The organism is Gardnerella sp. C0684A1 (genome assembly GCF_055326835.1).
In genome coordinates this window covers 306,542-323,627 of sequence record NZ_JBLTSX010000002.1, presented here as the reverse complement: position 1 = coordinate 323,627, position 17,086 = coordinate 306,542, and the positions used below count along the sequence as shown (strand labels likewise).

Annotated in this window: 15 protein-coding genes and 1 tRNA gene; 14 read left to right on the top strand and 2 right to left on the bottom strand. The window is 41.2% G+C overall.

Features of this window, described 5'->3' with window-relative positions; translation table 11 throughout:
- The first annotated feature begins 130 nt into the window (after positions 1 to 130).
- Both ACNEUN_RS03065 and ACNEUN_RS03060 read left to right on the top strand, forming a co-directional pair.
- Positions 131 to 973 carry an NAD-dependent epimerase/dehydratase family protein gene (locus ACNEUN_RS03065; protein WP_463630724.1) on the top strand — a complete coding sequence of 281 codons (843 nt, stop codon included), beginning with the start codon at positions 131 to 133 and terminating at the stop codon, positions 971 to 973.
- Positions 974 to 1,036: 63 nt separating this feature from the next.
- The gene (locus ACNEUN_RS03060) at positions 1,037 to 2,008 is read left to right on the top strand and encodes a glycosyltransferase family 2 protein (RefSeq protein WP_463630722.1); all 972 of its coding nucleotides are present in this window, start codon (positions 1,037 to 1,039) and stop codon (positions 2,006 to 2,008) included.
- 87 nt (positions 2,009 to 2,095) lie between these two features.
- Here the strand turns inward: ACNEUN_RS03060 and ACNEUN_RS03055 are convergent, their stop codons facing one another.
- On the bottom strand, positions 2,096 to 3,766 hold the full coding sequence (locus ACNEUN_RS03055; RefSeq protein WP_463630720.1) for a glucosyltransferase domain-containing protein: 1,671 nt from the start codon (positions 3,764 to 3,766) through the stop codon (positions 2,096 to 2,098).
- A 162-nt stretch (positions 3,767 to 3,928) separates the two neighbouring features.
- On the opposite strand from ACNEUN_RS03055, the gene ACNEUN_RS03050 reads away from it, so the two are divergent.
- The 6 genes from ACNEUN_RS03050 to ACNEUN_RS03025 all read left to right on the top strand — a co-directional run bounded on the left by ACNEUN_RS03050 (position 3,929) and on the right by ACNEUN_RS03025 (position 11,639).
- Entirely contained in the window at positions 3,929 to 5,215 is a 1,287-nt protein-coding gene (locus tag ACNEUN_RS03050; RefSeq protein WP_463630821.1) for a glycosyltransferase family 2 protein, read from the top strand.
- A gap of 64 nt (positions 5,216 to 5,279) precedes the next feature.
- On the top strand, positions 5,280 to 7,199 hold the full coding sequence (locus tag ACNEUN_RS03045; protein ID WP_463630718.1) for a rhamnan synthesis F family protein: 1,920 nt from the start codon (positions 5,280 to 5,282) through the stop codon (positions 7,197 to 7,199).
- Positions 7,192 to 8,301: an acyltransferase family protein gene (locus tag ACNEUN_RS03040; RefSeq protein WP_463630716.1), complete on the top strand. Its 1,110-nt coding sequence runs from the start codon at positions 7,192 to 7,194 to the stop codon at positions 8,299 to 8,301. The genes ACNEUN_RS03045 and ACNEUN_RS03040 overlap by 8 nt, the downstream gene beginning before the upstream one ends.
- A gap of 1 nt (position 8,302) precedes the next feature.
- Entirely contained in the window at positions 8,303 to 9,226 is a 924-nt protein-coding gene (locus ACNEUN_RS03035) for a glycosyltransferase (protein WP_463630714.1), read from the top strand.
- Positions 9,227 to 9,236: 10 nt separating this feature from the next.
- Complete coding sequence (locus ACNEUN_RS03030; protein ID WP_463630713.1) at positions 9,237 to 10,370, top strand: glycosyltransferase family 2 protein; 1,134 nt, start codon at positions 9,237 to 9,239, stop codon at positions 10,368 to 10,370.
- Positions 10,371 to 10,379: 9 nt separating this feature from the next.
- Positions 10,380 to 11,639, top strand: a complete 1,260-nt coding sequence (locus tag ACNEUN_RS03025; RefSeq protein WP_463630711.1) for a UDP-galactopyranose/dTDP-fucopyranose mutase family protein — start codon at positions 10,380 to 10,382, stop codon at positions 11,637 to 11,639.
- Between the two features lie 58 nt (positions 11,640 to 11,697).
- Here ACNEUN_RS03025 and ACNEUN_RS03020 read toward each other — a convergent pair.
- Positions 11,698 to 11,782: transfer RNA gene (locus ACNEUN_RS03020), tRNA-Ser, on the bottom strand.
- 254 nt (positions 11,783 to 12,036) lie between these two features.
- Here ACNEUN_RS03020 and ACNEUN_RS03015 point away from each other — a divergent pair.
- The 6 genes from ACNEUN_RS03015 to rplI all read left to right on the top strand — a co-directional run bounded on the left by ACNEUN_RS03015 (position 12,037) and on the right by rplI (position 16,476).
- Positions 12,037 to 13,167, top strand: a complete 1,131-nt coding sequence (locus ACNEUN_RS03015) for a DMT family transporter (RefSeq protein WP_463630709.1) — start codon at positions 12,037 to 12,039, stop codon at positions 13,165 to 13,167.
- A 206-nt stretch (positions 13,168 to 13,373) separates the two neighbouring features.
- A complete protein-coding gene (locus tag ACNEUN_RS03010; protein ID WP_463630820.1) occupies positions 13,374 to 14,390 on the top strand; it encodes a ribose-phosphate diphosphokinase in 1,017 nt (338 codons plus the stop codon).
- 166 nt (positions 14,391 to 14,556) lie between these two features.
- Positions 14,557 to 14,853, top strand: coding sequence for a 30S ribosomal protein S6 (rpsF, locus tag ACNEUN_RS03005; RefSeq protein WP_427876314.1), 297 nt, complete (start codon positions 14,557 to 14,559; stop codon positions 14,851 to 14,853).
- A 136-nt stretch (positions 14,854 to 14,989) separates the two neighbouring features.
- Positions 14,990 to 15,610: a single-stranded DNA-binding protein gene (locus ACNEUN_RS03000; protein WP_463630707.1), complete on the top strand. Its 621-nt coding sequence runs from the start codon at positions 14,990 to 14,992 to the stop codon at positions 15,608 to 15,610.
- A gap of 154 nt (positions 15,611 to 15,764) precedes the next feature.
- Positions 15,765 to 16,013: a 30S ribosomal protein S18 gene (rpsR, locus tag ACNEUN_RS02995; RefSeq protein ID WP_004105399.1), complete on the top strand. Its 249-nt coding sequence runs from the start codon at positions 15,765 to 15,767 to the stop codon at positions 16,011 to 16,013.
- A gap of 16 nt (positions 16,014 to 16,029) precedes the next feature.
- Positions 16,030 to 16,476 carry a 50S ribosomal protein L9 gene (rplI, locus tag ACNEUN_RS02990; protein WP_463630704.1) on the top strand — a complete coding sequence of 149 codons (447 nt, stop codon included), beginning with the start codon at positions 16,030 to 16,032 and terminating at the stop codon, positions 16,474 to 16,476.
- The last annotated feature ends 610 nt before the right edge of the window (positions 16,477 to 17,086 follow it).

Sequence of the window (17,086 nt, the reverse complement as noted above, 5' to 3'; positions counted from 1 at the left end):
TTATAGTTTACATTTGGGGATTGATTTGGGCTAATAGCTAGCACGTGTTTTGTGTTAGGTTGCTTTTGTTTATAGCTTTACTGTGCTTGGTATGTTTGAAAGTTTTTATACACTGCTAAACTTAAAAATTATGAGTAAGCGAATTCTTGTTACCGGTGCTGGTGGTTATATTGGTCGTCATGTTGTTAAAGCGTTGTTGGATGCTGGTGCGCAAGTAATTGCGTCCGATTTGCGTCTTGACGGCGTTGACGAGCGTGCAACGCGTATTGAAGCGAATATTTTTAGCGATGATGCTGATTTGTTCACAAAGCTTGGGTCTCCAGACGTTTGCTTGCACATGGCTTGGCGCAACGGTTTTAAGCATGCTGCAGACACTCATATGGAAGATTTATCTAACCATTACCGCTTTATTCGACTTATGCTTCAGGGCGGTCTAAAGCAGATTGCTGTTATGGGTTCTATGCACGAAGTTGGCTACTGGGAGGGCGCTATTGACGAGAACACGCCTTGCAAGCCAGCTTCCATGTATGGCATTTCTAAGAATGCTTTGCGTGAAGCTACTTTGCTTTTAGGTAAAGAGTATGATGCAACTGTTCAGTGGATTCGCGCGTACTACATCGTTGGTGACGACGCTCGCGGAAACTCTATTTTCTCTAAGCTTCTTCAGGCTTCTAAAGATGGCAAGAAAACTTTCCCGTTTACTACTGGCAAGAACAAGTACGATTTTATTAATGTAGATGTGTTGGCTAAGCAAATTGCTGCAACCGTTTTGCAAGATAAAGTAAATGGCGTAATTAATTGCTGCACGGGGGAGCCTGTTTCTCTGGCAGATCGCGTTGAGCGTTACATTCGTGAGAATAATCTTGATATTTCGCTTGAATATGGCGCATTCCCTGATAGGCCATATGATTCTCCAGCAGTTTGGGGAGATAATAGCAAAATTTCCAAGATTATGAGTGACTTCCTGAAATAATTATTGCAAATCGTTACTTTTCTGGATTTTAATGCTAATTGTGGTTTTTAGAAGGGATTAATATTGCTTGAAACATTGCAAAACGGCAAGCGTCCATGCGTATATTTTGTTCTTCCTTGCTACAATGAGGAGCCTGTTCTTCCGAAGACTTCTAGTATTCTTTTAAGCAAAGTTACTTTTCTTATTGAAAATAAGATTATTTCAGATTCTAGCCGTATTCTTTTTGTTGACGATGGATCTAAAGATTCAACTTGGAATATTATTTGCGATTTGCACAAGTCGAATCCTTCGCTTTTTGGCGGAGTAAAGCTTGCGCATAATCGTGGCCATCAGAATGCTTTGCTTGCTGGCTTAACTACAGCATATAAATCTGGTTGCGATGCTGCAATTTCTATGGACGCCGATTTGCAAGACGATGTTAATGTTGTTGACGAGTTTATTGCAAAATACGTGGAAGGCTACGAGGTTGTGTATGGCGTTCGCTCGTCTAGAAAAACAGACACGTGGTTTAAGCGTAACACTGCATTAGCTTTTTACGGTGTTTTCAAGTGGATGGGCGCAGAAACTGTGCCAAATCATGCCGATTATAGACTTATGGGCAAGAATGCGTTGAAGGCTCTTTTGGAATACAAAGAAGTTAATCTTTTCTTGCGTGGCATAGTCCCATCTATTGGTTTTAAGTCAACAAAAGTTGAGTATGTGCGAGGCAAGCGCGAAGCTGGCGTGTCTAAGTATCCGCTTAAAAAGATGATTTCGTTTGCTATAGATGGCATTACGTCTTTTTCTACTAAGCCTTTGAGTTTTGTAACATTTGTTGGCTCTGCGTCTATTTTAGTTTCATTAGGCGTGTTCATTTATGTAATAGCTTCCGTTTTGCAAGGAAAAGCAGTTGCAGGCTGGGGTTCTATTATGTTCTCAATGTGGTTTATTGGCGGATTGATTATGCTTTCAATCGGCATTGTGGGCGAATATATTGGCAAGATTTACATGGAATCTAAGCATCGCCCACGTTACGAGATAGAAACACTTATCTAAGTTTGCTCACAGTTTGTTGCTCACACTTTATACTCATTTGTTAGGTGCATTTATAAAGCGTGAGCAATTTTATTTTTAGTTAGTAATTTAGAATTTTACGATTATATACTTGTTATCTAAAACAGTAGTGCATTTATCCGAAGGCCAAGAAGGCAGATTTTGTGCGGCCTCTTCTGCACTCATATAAGCTGATTCTGATACAGGTGTTTCCATCTTAAATCCAGTAGTTGAGCGTATGAAACCACTTTTTACCCATGTGCCGTGAAGAGTTGAGAATCCAATCTCAAACATTGATCGCCCAATAAGCTCAAGTTGATTTGGTTTAAACTCGCTAGGATTGTAGTCTGCTACATGATTTCCAACGAATATTACTTTAAGCGGTTTTTTACGATTCGCCTGTAGTACTTCTATTTTTCTAACAACATCTTGAGCAATGTAATAGTCTTGGTTGTAAGTCATGTATTCCGTATAATACAAGCGGTTTACTGTAAACGATTGGCTTAATCCAATAATTGCAATAAGAATGCACGCAATAATTGTTGTTAAAGTCTTTTTACTAAATTGCATAATGTAATGCAGTACATACATTGATGCAAAAGCTCCAGCGAGCGGATAGGTTAGTTCCGTTCGAGCCATGCTAGCTGTGCCAAGTATTACGCTCATCATCATAGGGCTTGCAGCTATAGCAATAGCAAAAATAACAGTAAAAGCGTTAAGTTCTTTACGAATCACTTGAACAATAGTTAATAACACTAAAGCGATTAATGCAATTGTTATAAATTTGCTATGGAATATTGTTTTTCCTAAATACATGTTTTTTGCACGTGAAACTATAGCATAAATGATTTTTGCTATAGGGTCTTTACCCCAACGCATTTGTTCTTTAATGTACGGATCCGTGAAAGTGTGGTTGGCAGATATAACAATCTTGTTCAAAATCGCATAGGTTACATAACTTGCTATAAACACACAAATATACGTAAAAACGTAACCTACTATGTTCTTGAATTTGCACGCATAGTTGCCTTTAACCATTAGCGCAATCATGGCTGTTCCGGCAACAAAAACAGTAGTCATTGCCAAGTAGATAGTGAAACCAAAAACTGCAAAAACAAAAGCCATTAGTGCGTATTTTGCAAGAGTTTTAAGTTCTTTACGATTTTGGTACGCGTTATGCGTGCACATAAGCGATATGCTAACAAACATTAGCGCACAAGCTACGTCATCTCCCATAAGCAAGAATCCAAGCATTTCTGCAAGAATAGGAGCGCTTATAAACGGAATTATAAATAAAGCTGGGTGGAATTTTGCGCCTAAATTATGCGATTTGCTAAACAAATATGCCCACGTTGTTGCGGCCGCAAAAAGCGCAAGAACCATAAGTATGCCGGCCAAAGAATTGTTATACCAGTATCTTCCTGTAACGTACTTAAAAGCCAGCAAGCCGAAGCGTTCTAGTCGTATCCAAGAATTGTAAAGAGCATTAGATCTAGAGATCATCTCTTCTGTGTCTATAGAAAAAGTGTTAGAAAAAGCTTTTTGACCGTATGCAATAATCAAAAAAATCGCGCTTATTGCAAGTTCAGCAACATTAGATTTACAAAAATAAATGAAGTCTTTAAAAGAATACGTTTTTTCTATAATTGCTCCAGTTGTGCTAGTTGAGTTGCTTTTTTTGCCGCATTTTGCAAGTGTAGCTGAATCTTGTAGTTGATTAGTGTTTAATTCTTTAATGCAACTAGAGTCTGCTTGATTCATACTACAACCCTTCTATGCGTTTGATATGCATGTGCTACTCATTACTAAAAATATACTATAAGATTTTAATGCGTGACAGCAATCTAAAAACTGATTGTGTTTAGTAGTACAATAGACATGATTTGTGCTATTTTACCGTTTAGTGTGCAATGGAGACGATTTATGAATCCTGCAATTTCTGTGGTTGTTCCTGCGTATAACAAGGAACCGTATATTAAACAGTGCATGGATTCGCTTGTTAATCAAACTCTTAAAAACATTGAAATTATTGTTGTTGACGACGCTAGCACAGATAATACTTTGCAGATTTTGCGTGATTACGAGAAAAAAGATTCTAGAGTAAAAATTATTGCTAAAGATCATAATTGCGGTAGACACGTTGCGCGTAAAACTGGTGTTCAGGAAACTATTGGAGATTACGTTCTTTTCGTTGATGCAGACGATGAGATTGAGCTTAAAGCTTGCGAAGTTCTTTATTCTTACGTTACTAATAATCCTGCAGATATATTGCATTTTGGTGTTTCTATTCATCCGGAAGGTAAAGCGGATGAAGATTTTGCATACAGCTACGATCAAATGTATGCGCAAACAAATGGTGATCAATCGGGAGACAATATTATAAAATCGTCGTTCTCTAGCGATCTTCCGCATTGGACACCTTGGAATGTTATAACAGCGCTTTTTAAGGGTGATTTAGTTCGAGATGCGTTTAAAAAAACAGTTTCAACACGACTTTCTAAAGCAGAAGATGCTTACGAATATTTTGCGATTGCAGCCTTTGCTCAAACTCTAAAAGACTTAACAGCGTTCCGTGCGCTTAAATACCATATTGGCAGAGGAATTTCTGGAAGATCTAAAATCAGCGTTGAAAAATTCACTGTAGAACAACAAAGTGTTAAAGATGTTGTAAGCGCTGTTTACGATTTTGCTAGTGATTTTGCTAGTGATTTTGCTAACGAGTCCTCGATGAAAAGTCGCAAGCAAACCGTTGAAGAAGCCTCACGCTGGTTTGATAATCGAGGATTAAAAATAGTAAAAGATGAGTTCTTTACAAGGCTCAATGTTGAAGATTTCGAGGCTGCTTTTAATTCTGTTTCGAAAACTTGGGGTTCTGAGCGTGCTTGTTCAATGTTGCAAAAAAATCTTGTATATTATTTGGATCAGCACGTTAAAAATAGTTGCGATATAGAGCATGGCTCAAAATGTGATGTTCTACTAGAAATTTACAGAAATTCTAAACCGAAAACTTTTAGTAATTCGCAAAGCAAAGCGTATGATCAGCAAATTGACTTAATGTCTTTGCATATTATGCAGGTTCATCAGCAAAAATATGAAGAAGAACAAAAACGTTTGCAAATTGAAGCGCAAAAACGTTACGACGCTATGCCAGCGTATAAGCGTGCTGCACTAAAGATAAAAAACTTAATTAAATCGAAAATAAATAAGTAAAATTAAAAAAGTTACGATTTTAGAGAATAATAATTAAAAGTATTAAGGATAATCAGGAGATAACATGATTTTGGAAAATCCAAAGCGCTTGGGCATTTTCTTCTTCTACGATGCGCAAGGTCACGCAGACCACTATGTGTCTACGTTGCTTGACGGATTTAAGCCATTCTTTAACGAGCTTGCGATTGTAGTTAATGGAAAAATAGACGAAGCAAGTGAGAAAATGCTTCGCTCTTACGCGAACAAGTTTATTTTGCGCGAAAACAAAGGTTTTGACGTTTGGGCGTACAAAACAGCAATGGACTCTTACGGTTGGGGTGAACTGGAAAAGTTTGATGAAGTAGTGCTGTTTAACGCAACAATTATGGGTCCTGTGTATCCATTTAGCGAAATGTTTAACGCTATGAACGCAAAAGACCTTGATTTTTGGGGTATAACAAAGTTTCATAAGGTTAATGGCGATCCGTTCGGCTACAGTCCGTACGGATACTTGCCAGAACATATTCAATCGCATTTCCACGCATACAGAAAAAGTTTTATTCAATCTAAGGATTTTCAGAATTATTGGAATAATCTTCCACAAATCAACAGCTACTTTGAGTCTGTTGGATTGCATGAATCCGTATTTACAAAGCGATTTGCAGACAAGGGTTACAAGTGGGATGTGTACGTTGATACGAGTGATTTAGAAGGCTACTCTTACGGTCCAATAACGTATGCTGCAAGGCAGATTGTGGAATATAAGCGTTGCCCTATTTTTAAGCGCAGGTCTTTCTTCCACGATTACTCCGACGTTTCTACACAATCCGTTGGGAATCCTGCATTAGACTTATACGAGTATTTGCGTGACCACACAGATTATGACACGGATTTGATTTGGGAAAATGCTTTACGAAGCATGAATATGGCAGATTTGATGAAGAATCTTCATTTGCGATACATTTTGCCGCAAAATCAGATTGTAGAAAACTCGTCAACTGCTACTACAACTGATAAGCCTACATCTAAGCCAAAAGTTGTGTTGTGCATGCACTTGTATTACATGGATTTGCTTGATAAAAGTCTGCACTATATTCAATCCATGCCGCAAGGATGTGACGTTATTTTAACTGTAGGTTCAAAAGAAAACCAGCAACTTGTGAAACAGCGCGTGGAACAACTTCCGTATAACGTAGACGTACGGTTGATTGAAAATCGCGGTAGAGATGTGAGCGCATTCTTAGTTGGTGGCGGTGCTGACCTTATGAAGTACGATTACGTATGTTTTGCGCACGATAAAAAAGTTACGCAGTTATCGCCTAGAAGCATAGGTGATGGATTTGCATACAAGTGTTTTGAGAATATTCTTGCAAGCAAAGAGTACGTGCAAAACGTTATAAATCTATTTGAAACGCATCCGCGTCTTGGAATGGCAATGCCAACGCCGCCAAATCATGCAGACTACTTCCCAGGATTTACATACACTTGGGGTCCAAATTTTGAAGGCACAAAGAAATTCCTAGAAAAAAAGTTAGGAATTAGCGTTCCGTTAGACGAAAATAAAGACGCTATAGCGCCGCTCGGCACAATGTTCTGGTTCCGCACAAAAGCACTGCACGGGCTGTTAGATAAAAAGTGGACTTACGAAGATTTTCCGGCAGAGCCGCTAAAAATAGACGGAACATTGTTGCACTTTATAGAACGAGCATACGGATACGTGCCGCAATCTAACGGCTACTACGACGCATACATATTCTCGGATCACTTTGCGAGAATAGAAATGACGAATCTAGAATTTGATGTTCGAGAACTATCAAAATCTGTTAGCACGCCGTGGATTAAGCACAATTTGGAAGAAACCTGTAGGGAAGTAATGCGCGGAAAGCGCTTCCGCTACACTGTTTTAAGAGTGCTAAAAAGTATTGCAAAACGCGTATTTTATAAGACTTTGTACATAGGTCAAAGAATTGTGCATATTGGTCGTAAAGGTAAAGAAGATGAGTGATATAAGTGTAAATACATCGTCGCCAAAACTCGCGCGAGTAAGAAAACCGCGACTTTTCTACTTGGATTGGATTCGCGCAATAGCTGCGATTCTGATTGTTGTAACGCATTTTAACAATCCATATTTGGAGCCTACGCGATTCTTTGTAAATAGGCCGTTTGGAATTTACATTGGCGGATTAGGAGTATCGCTGTTTTTGATTATTTCTGGCGCTGCTCTTATGTACAACTATGGGGATAGAGAAAGTCTTGATTTGCGCACGTTCTACACAAAGCGCGCAAAAACACTGTACCCAATGTTTTGGGTAGCATTTGTAGTGGCGAATATTTTACTGTTTATTCGTAATAACGGTTATATTTTTGTGCCAAGACACAGAATAACAGCAATTTTTTCGCTTTTTGGAATGGATGGTTATGCTGCAGCATTCGGTGTAGGCACATTTTACACTTTAGGTGAATGGTTCCTCGGATTCATAATACTGTTTTATATAGTGTTCCCGCTTTTAAGAGTTGGCATAAACAAAATGCCAATAGTTACAGTGTGCGTTGTGTTGGCCCTATATGTTGCAACAGTTGTGTTCTTTAAGTTTTATCAAATTCCACGAGTTCCATCCGATATTCTTTTAACAACAAGACTGCCAGAACTAGTATTTGGCATGATTTTTGTTAAGTTTATTAAAAAAGTGCCGTCTTGGCTTGCAGCAGTATCTTTTGTGATTCTTGTAGCACAACAGTTAACGCATATATTAAAGGACAATATTGCAGTTACGATTGTAGGCATATTAGCATTCCTATTGCTGTCTTATATTGGCGAACTTGTTAAAAGTTTTAAGCCATTAAGTGCGTGCACGAAGTTTGTGTCTGCTTACTCGTACCCGATTTTTTTGGTTCACCACGTGTTAATAATGCAAGTATTTACAGTAATATATCCAGTGTGGCTTAATCGCTGGCAAGCATACGGGCTGCTAATCGCAGAGTTTGCGGTGATTCTTGTGCTTTCTGTAATACTTAAGCGTTTTACAAACTTGATTGTGGGTTTTGTGAGCAAATGTTGCGTGAAAATCGGAAGTAAGAATTGCAGCACGAATCGCAGTTTGGATTAAAATGCGTATTTGTGCAGGGATAATCACCTATAATCCAACTTTAACGGATGTAGATACGTGTTTAGAAGCGTTATGTAATCAAGTAGAGCGCGTAATAATCGTAGACAATGCGTCTAAAAATGTTAAAAGTTTACAAGAAATTGTAAGCAAATACGCAAACGTAACTTTAGTTAAAAACAGTCAAAATATTGGTTTTGCAAAAGCGCTAACGCAAGTGTTTAAGTGGGCAAAATCGCAAGGTTTCAACTGGGTTCTAACGCTTAACGACGATTCTGTTGTGCCAAGCAACATGATTAGCGAATACAAGAAAATCCTGGAAAATCAGGAAAGTCTTGTAAATCAAAAAAATGCAAAAAATTCAAAAATTGCAATTGTATGCTCTTTGCTAAAAAACCGTTTAGACGGCACGATTTTACACAGCAAGTGCCACGAAGACGAATGCATAACGTCTGGAAGCTTAACAAGCGTAGAAGCGTGGGCTAAAATCGGCGGATTTGACGAATGGTTGGAAATTGACGGAGTAGACTTCGACTTTTCAAGGCGACTTGCGCGCGCTGGCTGGCAAATCGTAGAGTGCCAAAACGTTATAATGGAACACCAAATCGGCAAAGCGCGCTCAATAAACTTGATTATAAAACACCCAATCGTGTGGAATCACAACGCAAATCGCAAGTACTACATAGCGCGAAATATGCAAGTAGTGGATTACAAAATGGGAACATACTCGTATGCTAAGTCGTTGCGTGCGGTTGTGCGAGATATGATTTTCGTGGCGTTGTGGGAAAAGGATAAGTTTGCGAAAATTCGCGCAATGATACGCGGATTTAAGGATGGGCAGAAAAAAATTCGTCAAATGCGCAAATACGAATGTGTAAAGTACAAAGACGAATGTATAAAGCGCAAAGCAGAACAAAACGCGGTTTGAAAGGATAGCAATGGAAAATTACGCTAAAAACGAAAATCCGCTAGTTTCTATAATCGTGCCAGTTTACAATTCTGCAAAATATTTGAGCGGATGCGTGGACTCGATTCTTGCGCAAACTTACAAAAACATAGAGCTGATTTTAGTAGACGACGGATCCAAAGATGACTCGGGTAAAATTTGCGATTTATACGCATCAAAAGATTCGCGAGTTAAAGTAATACACCAACAAAACGGCGGAATATCGCGCGCGCAAAACGCAGGGCTTGATGCGGCAAGTGGCGAATTTATAGCGTTTGCAGACAACGACGATATTTTAGACTGCAAAAATATTGAGATTCTACTCAACGCTATTTTGCAAAGCGGAGCGGATATGAGCAAAGCGAAATGGCAACAATTCGGGATAAGTAGCTTAGAACAAATTAAAAAAGAAGCTGGCTTGGGTGGAGCTGGTTTGGACGCACTTGATTTGGGCGCGGAAAAGTCGCAAGCAACCGAGCGCTTAGAAAATATTCCTCAAATAAAAATCGTAAAAAATCCTCTAAAAGCGTACCAAACCGTATTTTGCAAAATATTGCGAATAATAGGAAACAAGCTTGGCAGGTGCAGCGAAGCGCGTTACTTTAACGAAGCAAACTGGTGCAGACTGTACAAGCGAGAGGTTTGGGAAGGAGTGCGATTCCCAGAAGGAAAGTTTGCGCAAGACACTGCAATGGCAAGCGTGCTGTATTCGCGCATGAAATGCGTGGCGCACGTGGACGCAGTACTGTACTACTGGCTGCAGCGCGCAGATTCTGTAACTCACAAAATGCGAGACGCGAGCTTCTATCACGATCATATAGACGCAGTTCGAGCAAATTGGGATTTGTGCTTAAAGCACAATGTTGTGCCAGCAAGAAGCTACTACACGATGGTTGGAAACTTGAGGTACGAGCGATGCGCGCTGAAAAGTGGAAAAAATAGCACGGTAAATATCGACGCAAAAATCCAAAAAATATACGAAAAAAATTATGCTGAAGACGTAAAATTTGCTAAATCAGCAGTTAAAAAGCTTACTATTTTACAGCGCGCGCAATGTTTTACTATGGCGTGTGTGCGAAATCTTGAAAAAATAATCTACGATTGCAAAATCAAAAACATGAAGTAGGCGAGCAAAATGAACGAAAACAATAATGCAAAATCGCAAGAATATCCAGATTTAGTAGTTGTTGGAGCTGGCTTATTCGGCTTAACTGTAGCTCAGCAAGCGGCAGAACGCGCTGGCGCTCGCGTTGAAATTATTGACGTGCGTAATCATATCGGCGGCAATGCTTACTCGTATTTTGACGAGCGCACGGGAATCGAAATTCACAAGTACGGCGCGCATCTTTTCCACACAAGCAACAAGCGCGTGTGGGATTATGTGAACCGTTTTACGTCGTTTACTAGCTACGTGCATCGCGTGTACGCAACTCACGACGGCGAAGTTTATCCGCTGCCAATCAACTTAGGTACGATTAACCAATTCTTCCACGCGCACTACACGCCAGAAGAAGCGAAGGCTTTGATTGCAAGCCAAGCAGGGGAGTTGGCTGGCAAAGATCCGCAAAATTTGAACGATAAAGGCATTAGTTTAATTGGGCGGCCTTTGTACGAAGCGTTTATTAAAAACTACACGGCAAAGCAGTGGCAAACGGATCCTTCTAAGCTTCCAGCAGGAATTATTAAGCGCTTGCCGGTGCGATTTAACTACAATAATCGTTACTTTAAAGACACTTGGGAAGGCTTGCCAACGGACGGCTACACGGCTTGGATGCAGCGCATGATTGACGATCCGCTAATTCACGTTTCGCTCGGTGTAGACTTTTTCGACGAATCACAGCCGTTTAATAAGCGCGCGTTGGCGAAAGCTGGAGTGCCTGTTGTTTACACGGGGCCAGTGGACAGGTATTTTGATTACGCGCTTGGTGAGTTAAAGTGGCGTACCGTTGACTTTAAGGAAGTGCGTTACCAGGAGAATGACCACTTTGGTTGCCCAGTTATGAACTATTCGGATGCTGATGTGCCGTTTACGCGTGCGATTGAGTTTAAGAACTTTAATCCAGAGCGCGAGGAGGTTGAGGGTGAGGATGGCAGAGAGACTGGTTGTGATGATGGCGAGGCTGATTTCGTGCCTGGCAAAAGCGTGAAAGCAGGGGAGACTGTTGTATGGCAGGAGTATTCTCGCGCTGCAACTCGCGACGATGAGCCTTACTATCCTGTGAATACTGATGCAGATAAAGCCTTGTATGCGCGCTATGCGGAGCTTGCGGCGGCTGAGCCTCGCACTGTTTTTGGCGGAAGACTCGGCACTTACAGCTACTACGATATGCACAATGTGATCGATATGGCTTTGCGTGCTTACGAATCGCAAGTAGCGCCACTAATTGCGCGATAATCGTAAATAATACGAAAAAGGGTTCCGGGCAATCGAAGTGCCTAGAACCCTACACGCGCGGAGAATACGAGATTCGAACTCGTGAGGCTGTTACACCAACACGCTTTCCAAGCGTGCGCCATAGACCACTAGGCGAATTCTCCAATGTTGTACAGCTGAAAAGACTTAACGTCATTAAGCAAACAACTTAAACAGAATAACACGTTTTCTAGATAATGCAAACTCTGCGTGGCGGATTTATAAATTATTACTTATTGCGACACGCATACAAAATTTTTTGAAGTTTTCTGCATTTATATTTTTATTAATTGACTTAACGTGCAATAATACATTAATACGTTGCAAGCTAATTGTTGCAAATTGTTAGTTTTGGGGTTTTAAATGAAAGAAGTAGACTATGGCTATGCTTATATTGCATCGCAAACGACGCATTGCCGATAGTCAGGGTAATTCTGCTGATACTTCGTCAGATACTACTGCTTCGGATACGCTAACTTCCGCAACTTCTGCAGATTCTGTAACTTCTGCAGATTCTGCAGATTCCGCAGATTCTGCAACTCAATCAGCTTCCTCAACTTTCGACGAGTCAAAAGCTGCTGCTGCTGCAATCGCAGAAAATCCAGAAAAACCAAATCCTTCATTTAATCATTCCGCTGGAAGCATAGTAATCGGTATGATTCTTACGCTTCTTGGAGGAGCGCTTTGGGGTACAAACGCAACGGTTTCCAAGATTTTAATGATGAACTATCACGTGTCGCCAATGCAAATAGCGTGCGTAAGACAGTTCGCAACGGGAATCTTATTTATAATTATCGCAGCCATATTCACACCTAAGCAGCTTGTAAAAGTTTTCGGCGCAGGACGTGACTGGTTCATGATCGTAGCTACGGGAATGGTATGCGTGCTATTTGCGCAAATCACATATTTGATGGCAATAGATTGGACTAATTCTGGAACTGCTACAGTTTTGCAAAGTCTTAACTTGCTTTTTGTGCTTTTATACGTGTGCTTGCGTAATCGCAGAACTCCTACTATGCGCGAAAACGTTGGTGTGATTCTTGCTTTTGCTGGAACTGCTCTTATGGCTACTGGCGGTAATATCAACTCTCTTTCTTTGCCTATTATGGGTTTGGTTTGGGGATTAGGAGACGCTTTTTCGACTGCTGCTTTAGCTATTATGCCTATGAAACTCGTAGCTAAATGGGGTAGTTTTGTCATTAACGGTATTACTTTTATTATTGCCGGCTCTATTTTGATGCCGTTTGTTAGACCGTGGGCTACGCTTCCTCCGCTTGACGCTTTTGCTATCTCTTTATTCGTCTTTACTGTTGTTGGCGGAACTTTTGGAGCGTATTGGCTATTTCTTGCTGGTGTTATGCGAGTTGGTTCTGTTAGAGCTACTTTGCTTGGTGCAAGCGAACCTGTTTTGGCTGCGATTACTGGCGTTATATTCGCTGGCGCTGTGTTCTCTTGGGCTGATTTTGTAGGCTTCTTGCTTATATTTATTATGATGACTTTGATTAGATAGTTTTACTAATTTTTTGTTATCTGCTAACAAATTTTCGTATCTTTTTTATTTTTCGTAACTTTTGCGCAATTTTTTATCTAATTTTCTATTTAATTGCGTATCTTATTATTTTTGTGTTGGTACGGCTTGACGGGCTGGTAGAATAAAATCTATATGTGCAAATACGCATATTTGCGCTAAAAATTTTGCAAAATGGGAAGGCAGATATGTCAACGATTCTTGAGGGCACTCCTAAAAAACAGATGATGTTGGTTACCGGTAGGGCGTATCCGGAACTTGCTTCACAAACGGCTCAATACCTTGGTATTGACGTTTTGGAGACAACTGCTTACGATTTTGCAAACGGTGAAATGTATGTGCGTTTCACTCAGCCTGTACGTGGTTCTGATGTTTTTGTTTTGCAAGCTCACACTAATCCTATTAACAATTGGATTATGGAACAGCTGCTTATGGTTGATTCTTTGAGACGTGCTTCCGCGCGCAGTATTAATGTTGTTGCGCCGTTCTTTGGGTATTCGCGTCAAGATAAGAAGCATCAGGGTCGCGAGCCGATTACTGCGCGTTTGATGTTTGATTTGTTCCGTTCTGCTGGTGCTACTCGTATTTTGACTGTAGACATGCATGCTGCTCAAGAGCAAGGTTTCTTTGATGGACCAGTTGATCATTTAACAGCAATGCCTGTGCTCATTGATTATGTTCGCAACTCTATGAAACTCGACAATGCTACGATTGTGTCTCCGGATGCTGGGCGAATTAAGGTTTCTGAGCAGTGGGCTGCAAAACTTGGTAGTTTGCCTCTTGCTTTTATTCACAAAACTCGCGATATTACTAGGCCTAATTGCGCTGTTGCTCACGGAATTATTGGCGATATTAGTGGTCGTGACTGCATTGTTGTTGACGATATGATTGATACTGCTGGCACTATTTGCGAAGCTGTGCGTACTTTGCGAGAGGCTGGTGCTAATTCTGTAACTTTAGTTGCAACTCACGCTTTGCTTTCAGGTCCTGCTGTTGAAAGACTTAAAGCTTGTGGTGCTAGAGAAATTATTGTGACTGATACTGTGCCTGTTCCAGAAGAAAAGCGTCTTGATAATATGACTGTTCTTTCAATTGCTCCGCTTTTGGCTGCTGGTATTCGTTCTGTTTTCCGCTCTGGTTCTTTGGTTTCGTTGCGTAATGCTCTTCCGGAGGATATGAAACAGCGTAGTATTTATGCGCATTAGATTTGACGGCTGCTTGTTGACTGTTTGTTGACTGTCATCTAAGCGTATATGTTTGAGTCGTGTCTATAAGTTAGAATGTCAAAGTTGCCCTCTAATCGTAGGGTAATTTTGCAAACACACTCCTGCTGTGGAAATACCACAGCCGATAGTCCGAAGGAGGTGGGTGATGTCTGCACATAAGTATGAACTAATGTTCATTGCCGATCCAGAGCTTGATGAGCGCGGTCTTAAGAAGTTGACCGAGCAGTATCTTGAGCTTGTCACCAATGAGGGCGGTTCCGTTGATGGCACCGATTATTGGGGTCGTCGTAAGCTTGCTTACGAAATTGACGGCAAGTTTGAAGGCAATTACGTTGTAGTGAACTACACTGCTGAGCCAGCTTTAAGCGACGAGCTTGACCGTGTGTTGAACTTGAACGAGTCTGTGATCCGTACGAAGATTCTTCGCAAGGACGCCAAGTAAATAATCTTATAGTCAGCTGATTAAGCTCGATAATCGTCGTAATAACTTAAGAGTTTAAGACTTTAAGACTTTAAGACTTTAAGACTTTAAGACTTTCACAAATAACTTAAGTTTTACGGGAAAGAAAAGGCACAGTATGGCAGGTGAAACAGTTATCACAGTAGTGGGTAATCTTACTGCTGATCCAGAGTTAAGAACTATTGCGAACGGTTCTGCAGTGGCAAGTTTTACTATCGCTTCCACTCCACGTACGTTCAATCGTAATTCTAACCAGTTTGAGGATGGTCCTGCACTGTTTATGCGCTGCTCTGCGTGGCGAGACATGGCAGAACATTGTGCTAACACTCTTTCCAAGGGTATGCGTGTTATTGCGCAAGGCCGCTTATCGCAGCGTTCTTACCAAGCTCAAGATGGTTCTAACCGTTCGGTTATTGAACTAACAATTGATGAGATTGGTCCTTCGCTCCGTTATGCAACTGCTCAGGTTACTCGTCAAAGCTCTGCTACCGGTTTTGCTGGTGCATCGCGTGCTGCGGGTAACGCTAACGGTAGTGGTAACGGCGGTAACGGCGGTTATCATGGTGGTAGCTCTTATGCTGGTGGCGCAAATTATGCTAATAATCAAGCGCAATCTGCGTCTGCTGCTTCTGCGGCTCCTGCTGCAGATCCGTGGAGTGCTTCTGCTCCAACTAACGATAGTTTCGCTTCGTTTGGCGCTACTTCCGATTTCGGTGGTAGTGACGAACCAGAGTTTTAATACTAATAGTTAGTTTATTTCAGCTGTTTAAACTTGTAACTTTATTTTATTTATTATTCATTGGTTATAAGCGTTACGAAAATTAAAAATTATATTAAATGCGTTTAGAAACGTTTAGAAAAGTTCGTATCGCTTTGTTTAGAGAGGACATCTTATGTCACGCAAGAGGCCGCAACCACCGGTCAAGCCTTTCAAGAAGAAGCCAAATCCTTTGAAGGCTGCCAAAATTACTGAAATTGATTACAAGGACGTTGCTTTGCTGCGCAAGTTCGTTTCCGATCGCGGCAAGATTCGTTCACGTCGTATTACTGGCGTAACTGTGCAGGAACAGCGCAAGATCGCGAAGGCCGTGAAGAACGCTCGCGAAATGGCTTTGCTTCCATACGCCACTACCGGTCGCTGATTGAGAGGTTGTAACAATGGCTGAAACTAAGGTTATTCTTACCAAGACTGTTGCTAACCTCGGTCACTCTGGTGACGTTGTTGAGGTTAAGGCTGGTTATGCTCGTAATTACCTGATTCCTCAGGGTCTTGCTTTTGCTTGGAACAAGGGCGCTGCAGCTCAGATTGAGGCTATGCGTCGTGCTCGTTTGGCAAAGGCTGTTGCTACTCGTGAAGAGGCTGTTGCTCAGAAGGCTCAGATTGAAGGCTCTGTCGTGGAGATTTCTGCTAAGGTTTCTGAGTCCGGCAAGCTTTTCGGTGGTGTTTCTGCCGATAAGATCGCTGCAGCTTTGGCCCCTAAGGCTCAGGTTGATGCTCGCACAATCAAGGTTGCCACTATTAAGACAACTGGTGAATTCCCTGCAACCGCTGCGTTGCATCCAGAAATCACTGCTTCCTTCACTGTGAAGGTTGTTGCAGAGTAGTTATTTGTAATAATTTTACGAAACGTGTTACAGCAGGCGGTTTTTCACGTTTAGTGTTTTCCGCTTGCGATCCATGTGGATTGAACTTAAGCATTTACTCCGCGCGAGTTGTGGTCTAGTTTTATTTGGCCGCAACTTTCGCGGAGTTTTTTTTTATTTGCCGACTTTTGTAGCTGCTAATGCTGCCTCTTGCTCCAATCGCGAGACCCTTCTCTCGCGAATGGAGTTGTTGATTAGATTATTTGCTCCAAACCTGAGACCCTTCTCTCGCTTTTGGAGGGTTATTTATTGCGTAGCGCTCCATTTGTGAGAGAGTGTTCTCGCTTTTGGAGGTTTAGATTAGGATTATTGCTCCAATTGCGAGAGCCTTCTCTCGTGTTTGGAGTTGTTGATTAGATTATTTGCTCCAATCGCGAGACCCTTCTCTCGCTTTTGGAGGGTTTGCTGTTGATTATTGCTCCAATCGCGAGAGCTTTGTCTCGTGTTTGGAGCGTGTTGTTCTGCGTTTTGCTCCATTTGCGGGCGCGACGACCTGCTTGAGCGCTGCGATTTAGCGCGCGAAAGCAACTCGGAGCGGAAACTCGCTCAAGTTGGAAGTCCAGTGGACTTT

Coding starts and splice junctions, on each gene's coding strand:
- ACNEUN_RS03065 (WP_463630724.1), top strand. CDS start 131: ATGAGTAAGCGAATTCTTGTTACCGGTGCTGGTGGTTATATTGGTCGT.
- ACNEUN_RS03055 (WP_463630720.1), bottom strand. CDS start 3,766: ATGAATCAAGCAGACTCTAGTTGCATTAAAGAATTAAACACTAATCAA.
- ACNEUN_RS03050 (WP_463630821.1), top strand. CDS start 3,929: ATGAATCCTGCAATTTCTGTGGTTGTTCCTGCGTATAACAAGGAACCG.
- ACNEUN_RS03045 (WP_463630718.1), top strand. CDS start 5,280: ATGATTTTGGAAAATCCAAAGCGCTTGGGCATTTTCTTCTTCTACGAT.
- ACNEUN_RS03040 (WP_463630716.1), top strand. CDS start 7,192: ATGAGTGATATAAGTGTAAATACATCGTCGCCAAAACTCGCGCGAGTA.
- ACNEUN_RS03035 (WP_463630714.1), top strand. CDS start 8,303: ATGCGTATTTGTGCAGGGATAATCACCTATAATCCAACTTTAACGGAT.
- ACNEUN_RS03030 (WP_463630713.1), top strand. CDS start 9,237: ATGGAAAATTACGCTAAAAACGAAAATCCGCTAGTTTCTATAATCGTG.
- ACNEUN_RS03025 (WP_463630711.1), top strand. CDS start 10,380: ATGAACGAAAACAATAATGCAAAATCGCAAGAATATCCAGATTTAGTA.
- ACNEUN_RS03015 (WP_463630709.1), top strand. CDS start 12,037: ATGGCTATGCTTATATTGCATCGCAAACGACGCATTGCCGATAGTCAG.
- ACNEUN_RS03010 (WP_463630820.1), top strand. CDS start 13,374: ATGTCAACGATTCTTGAGGGCACTCCTAAAAAACAGATGATGTTGGTT.
- rpsF (WP_427876314.1), top strand. CDS start 14,557: ATGTCTGCACATAAGTATGAACTAATGTTCATTGCCGATCCAGAGCTT.
- ACNEUN_RS03000 (WP_463630707.1), top strand. CDS start 14,990: ATGGCAGGTGAAACAGTTATCACAGTAGTGGGTAATCTTACTGCTGAT.
- rpsR (WP_004105399.1), top strand. CDS start 15,765: ATGTCACGCAAGAGGCCGCAACCACCGGTCAAGCCTTTCAAGAAGAAG.
- rplI (WP_463630704.1), top strand. CDS start 16,030: ATGGCTGAAACTAAGGTTATTCTTACCAAGACTGTTGCTAACCTCGGT.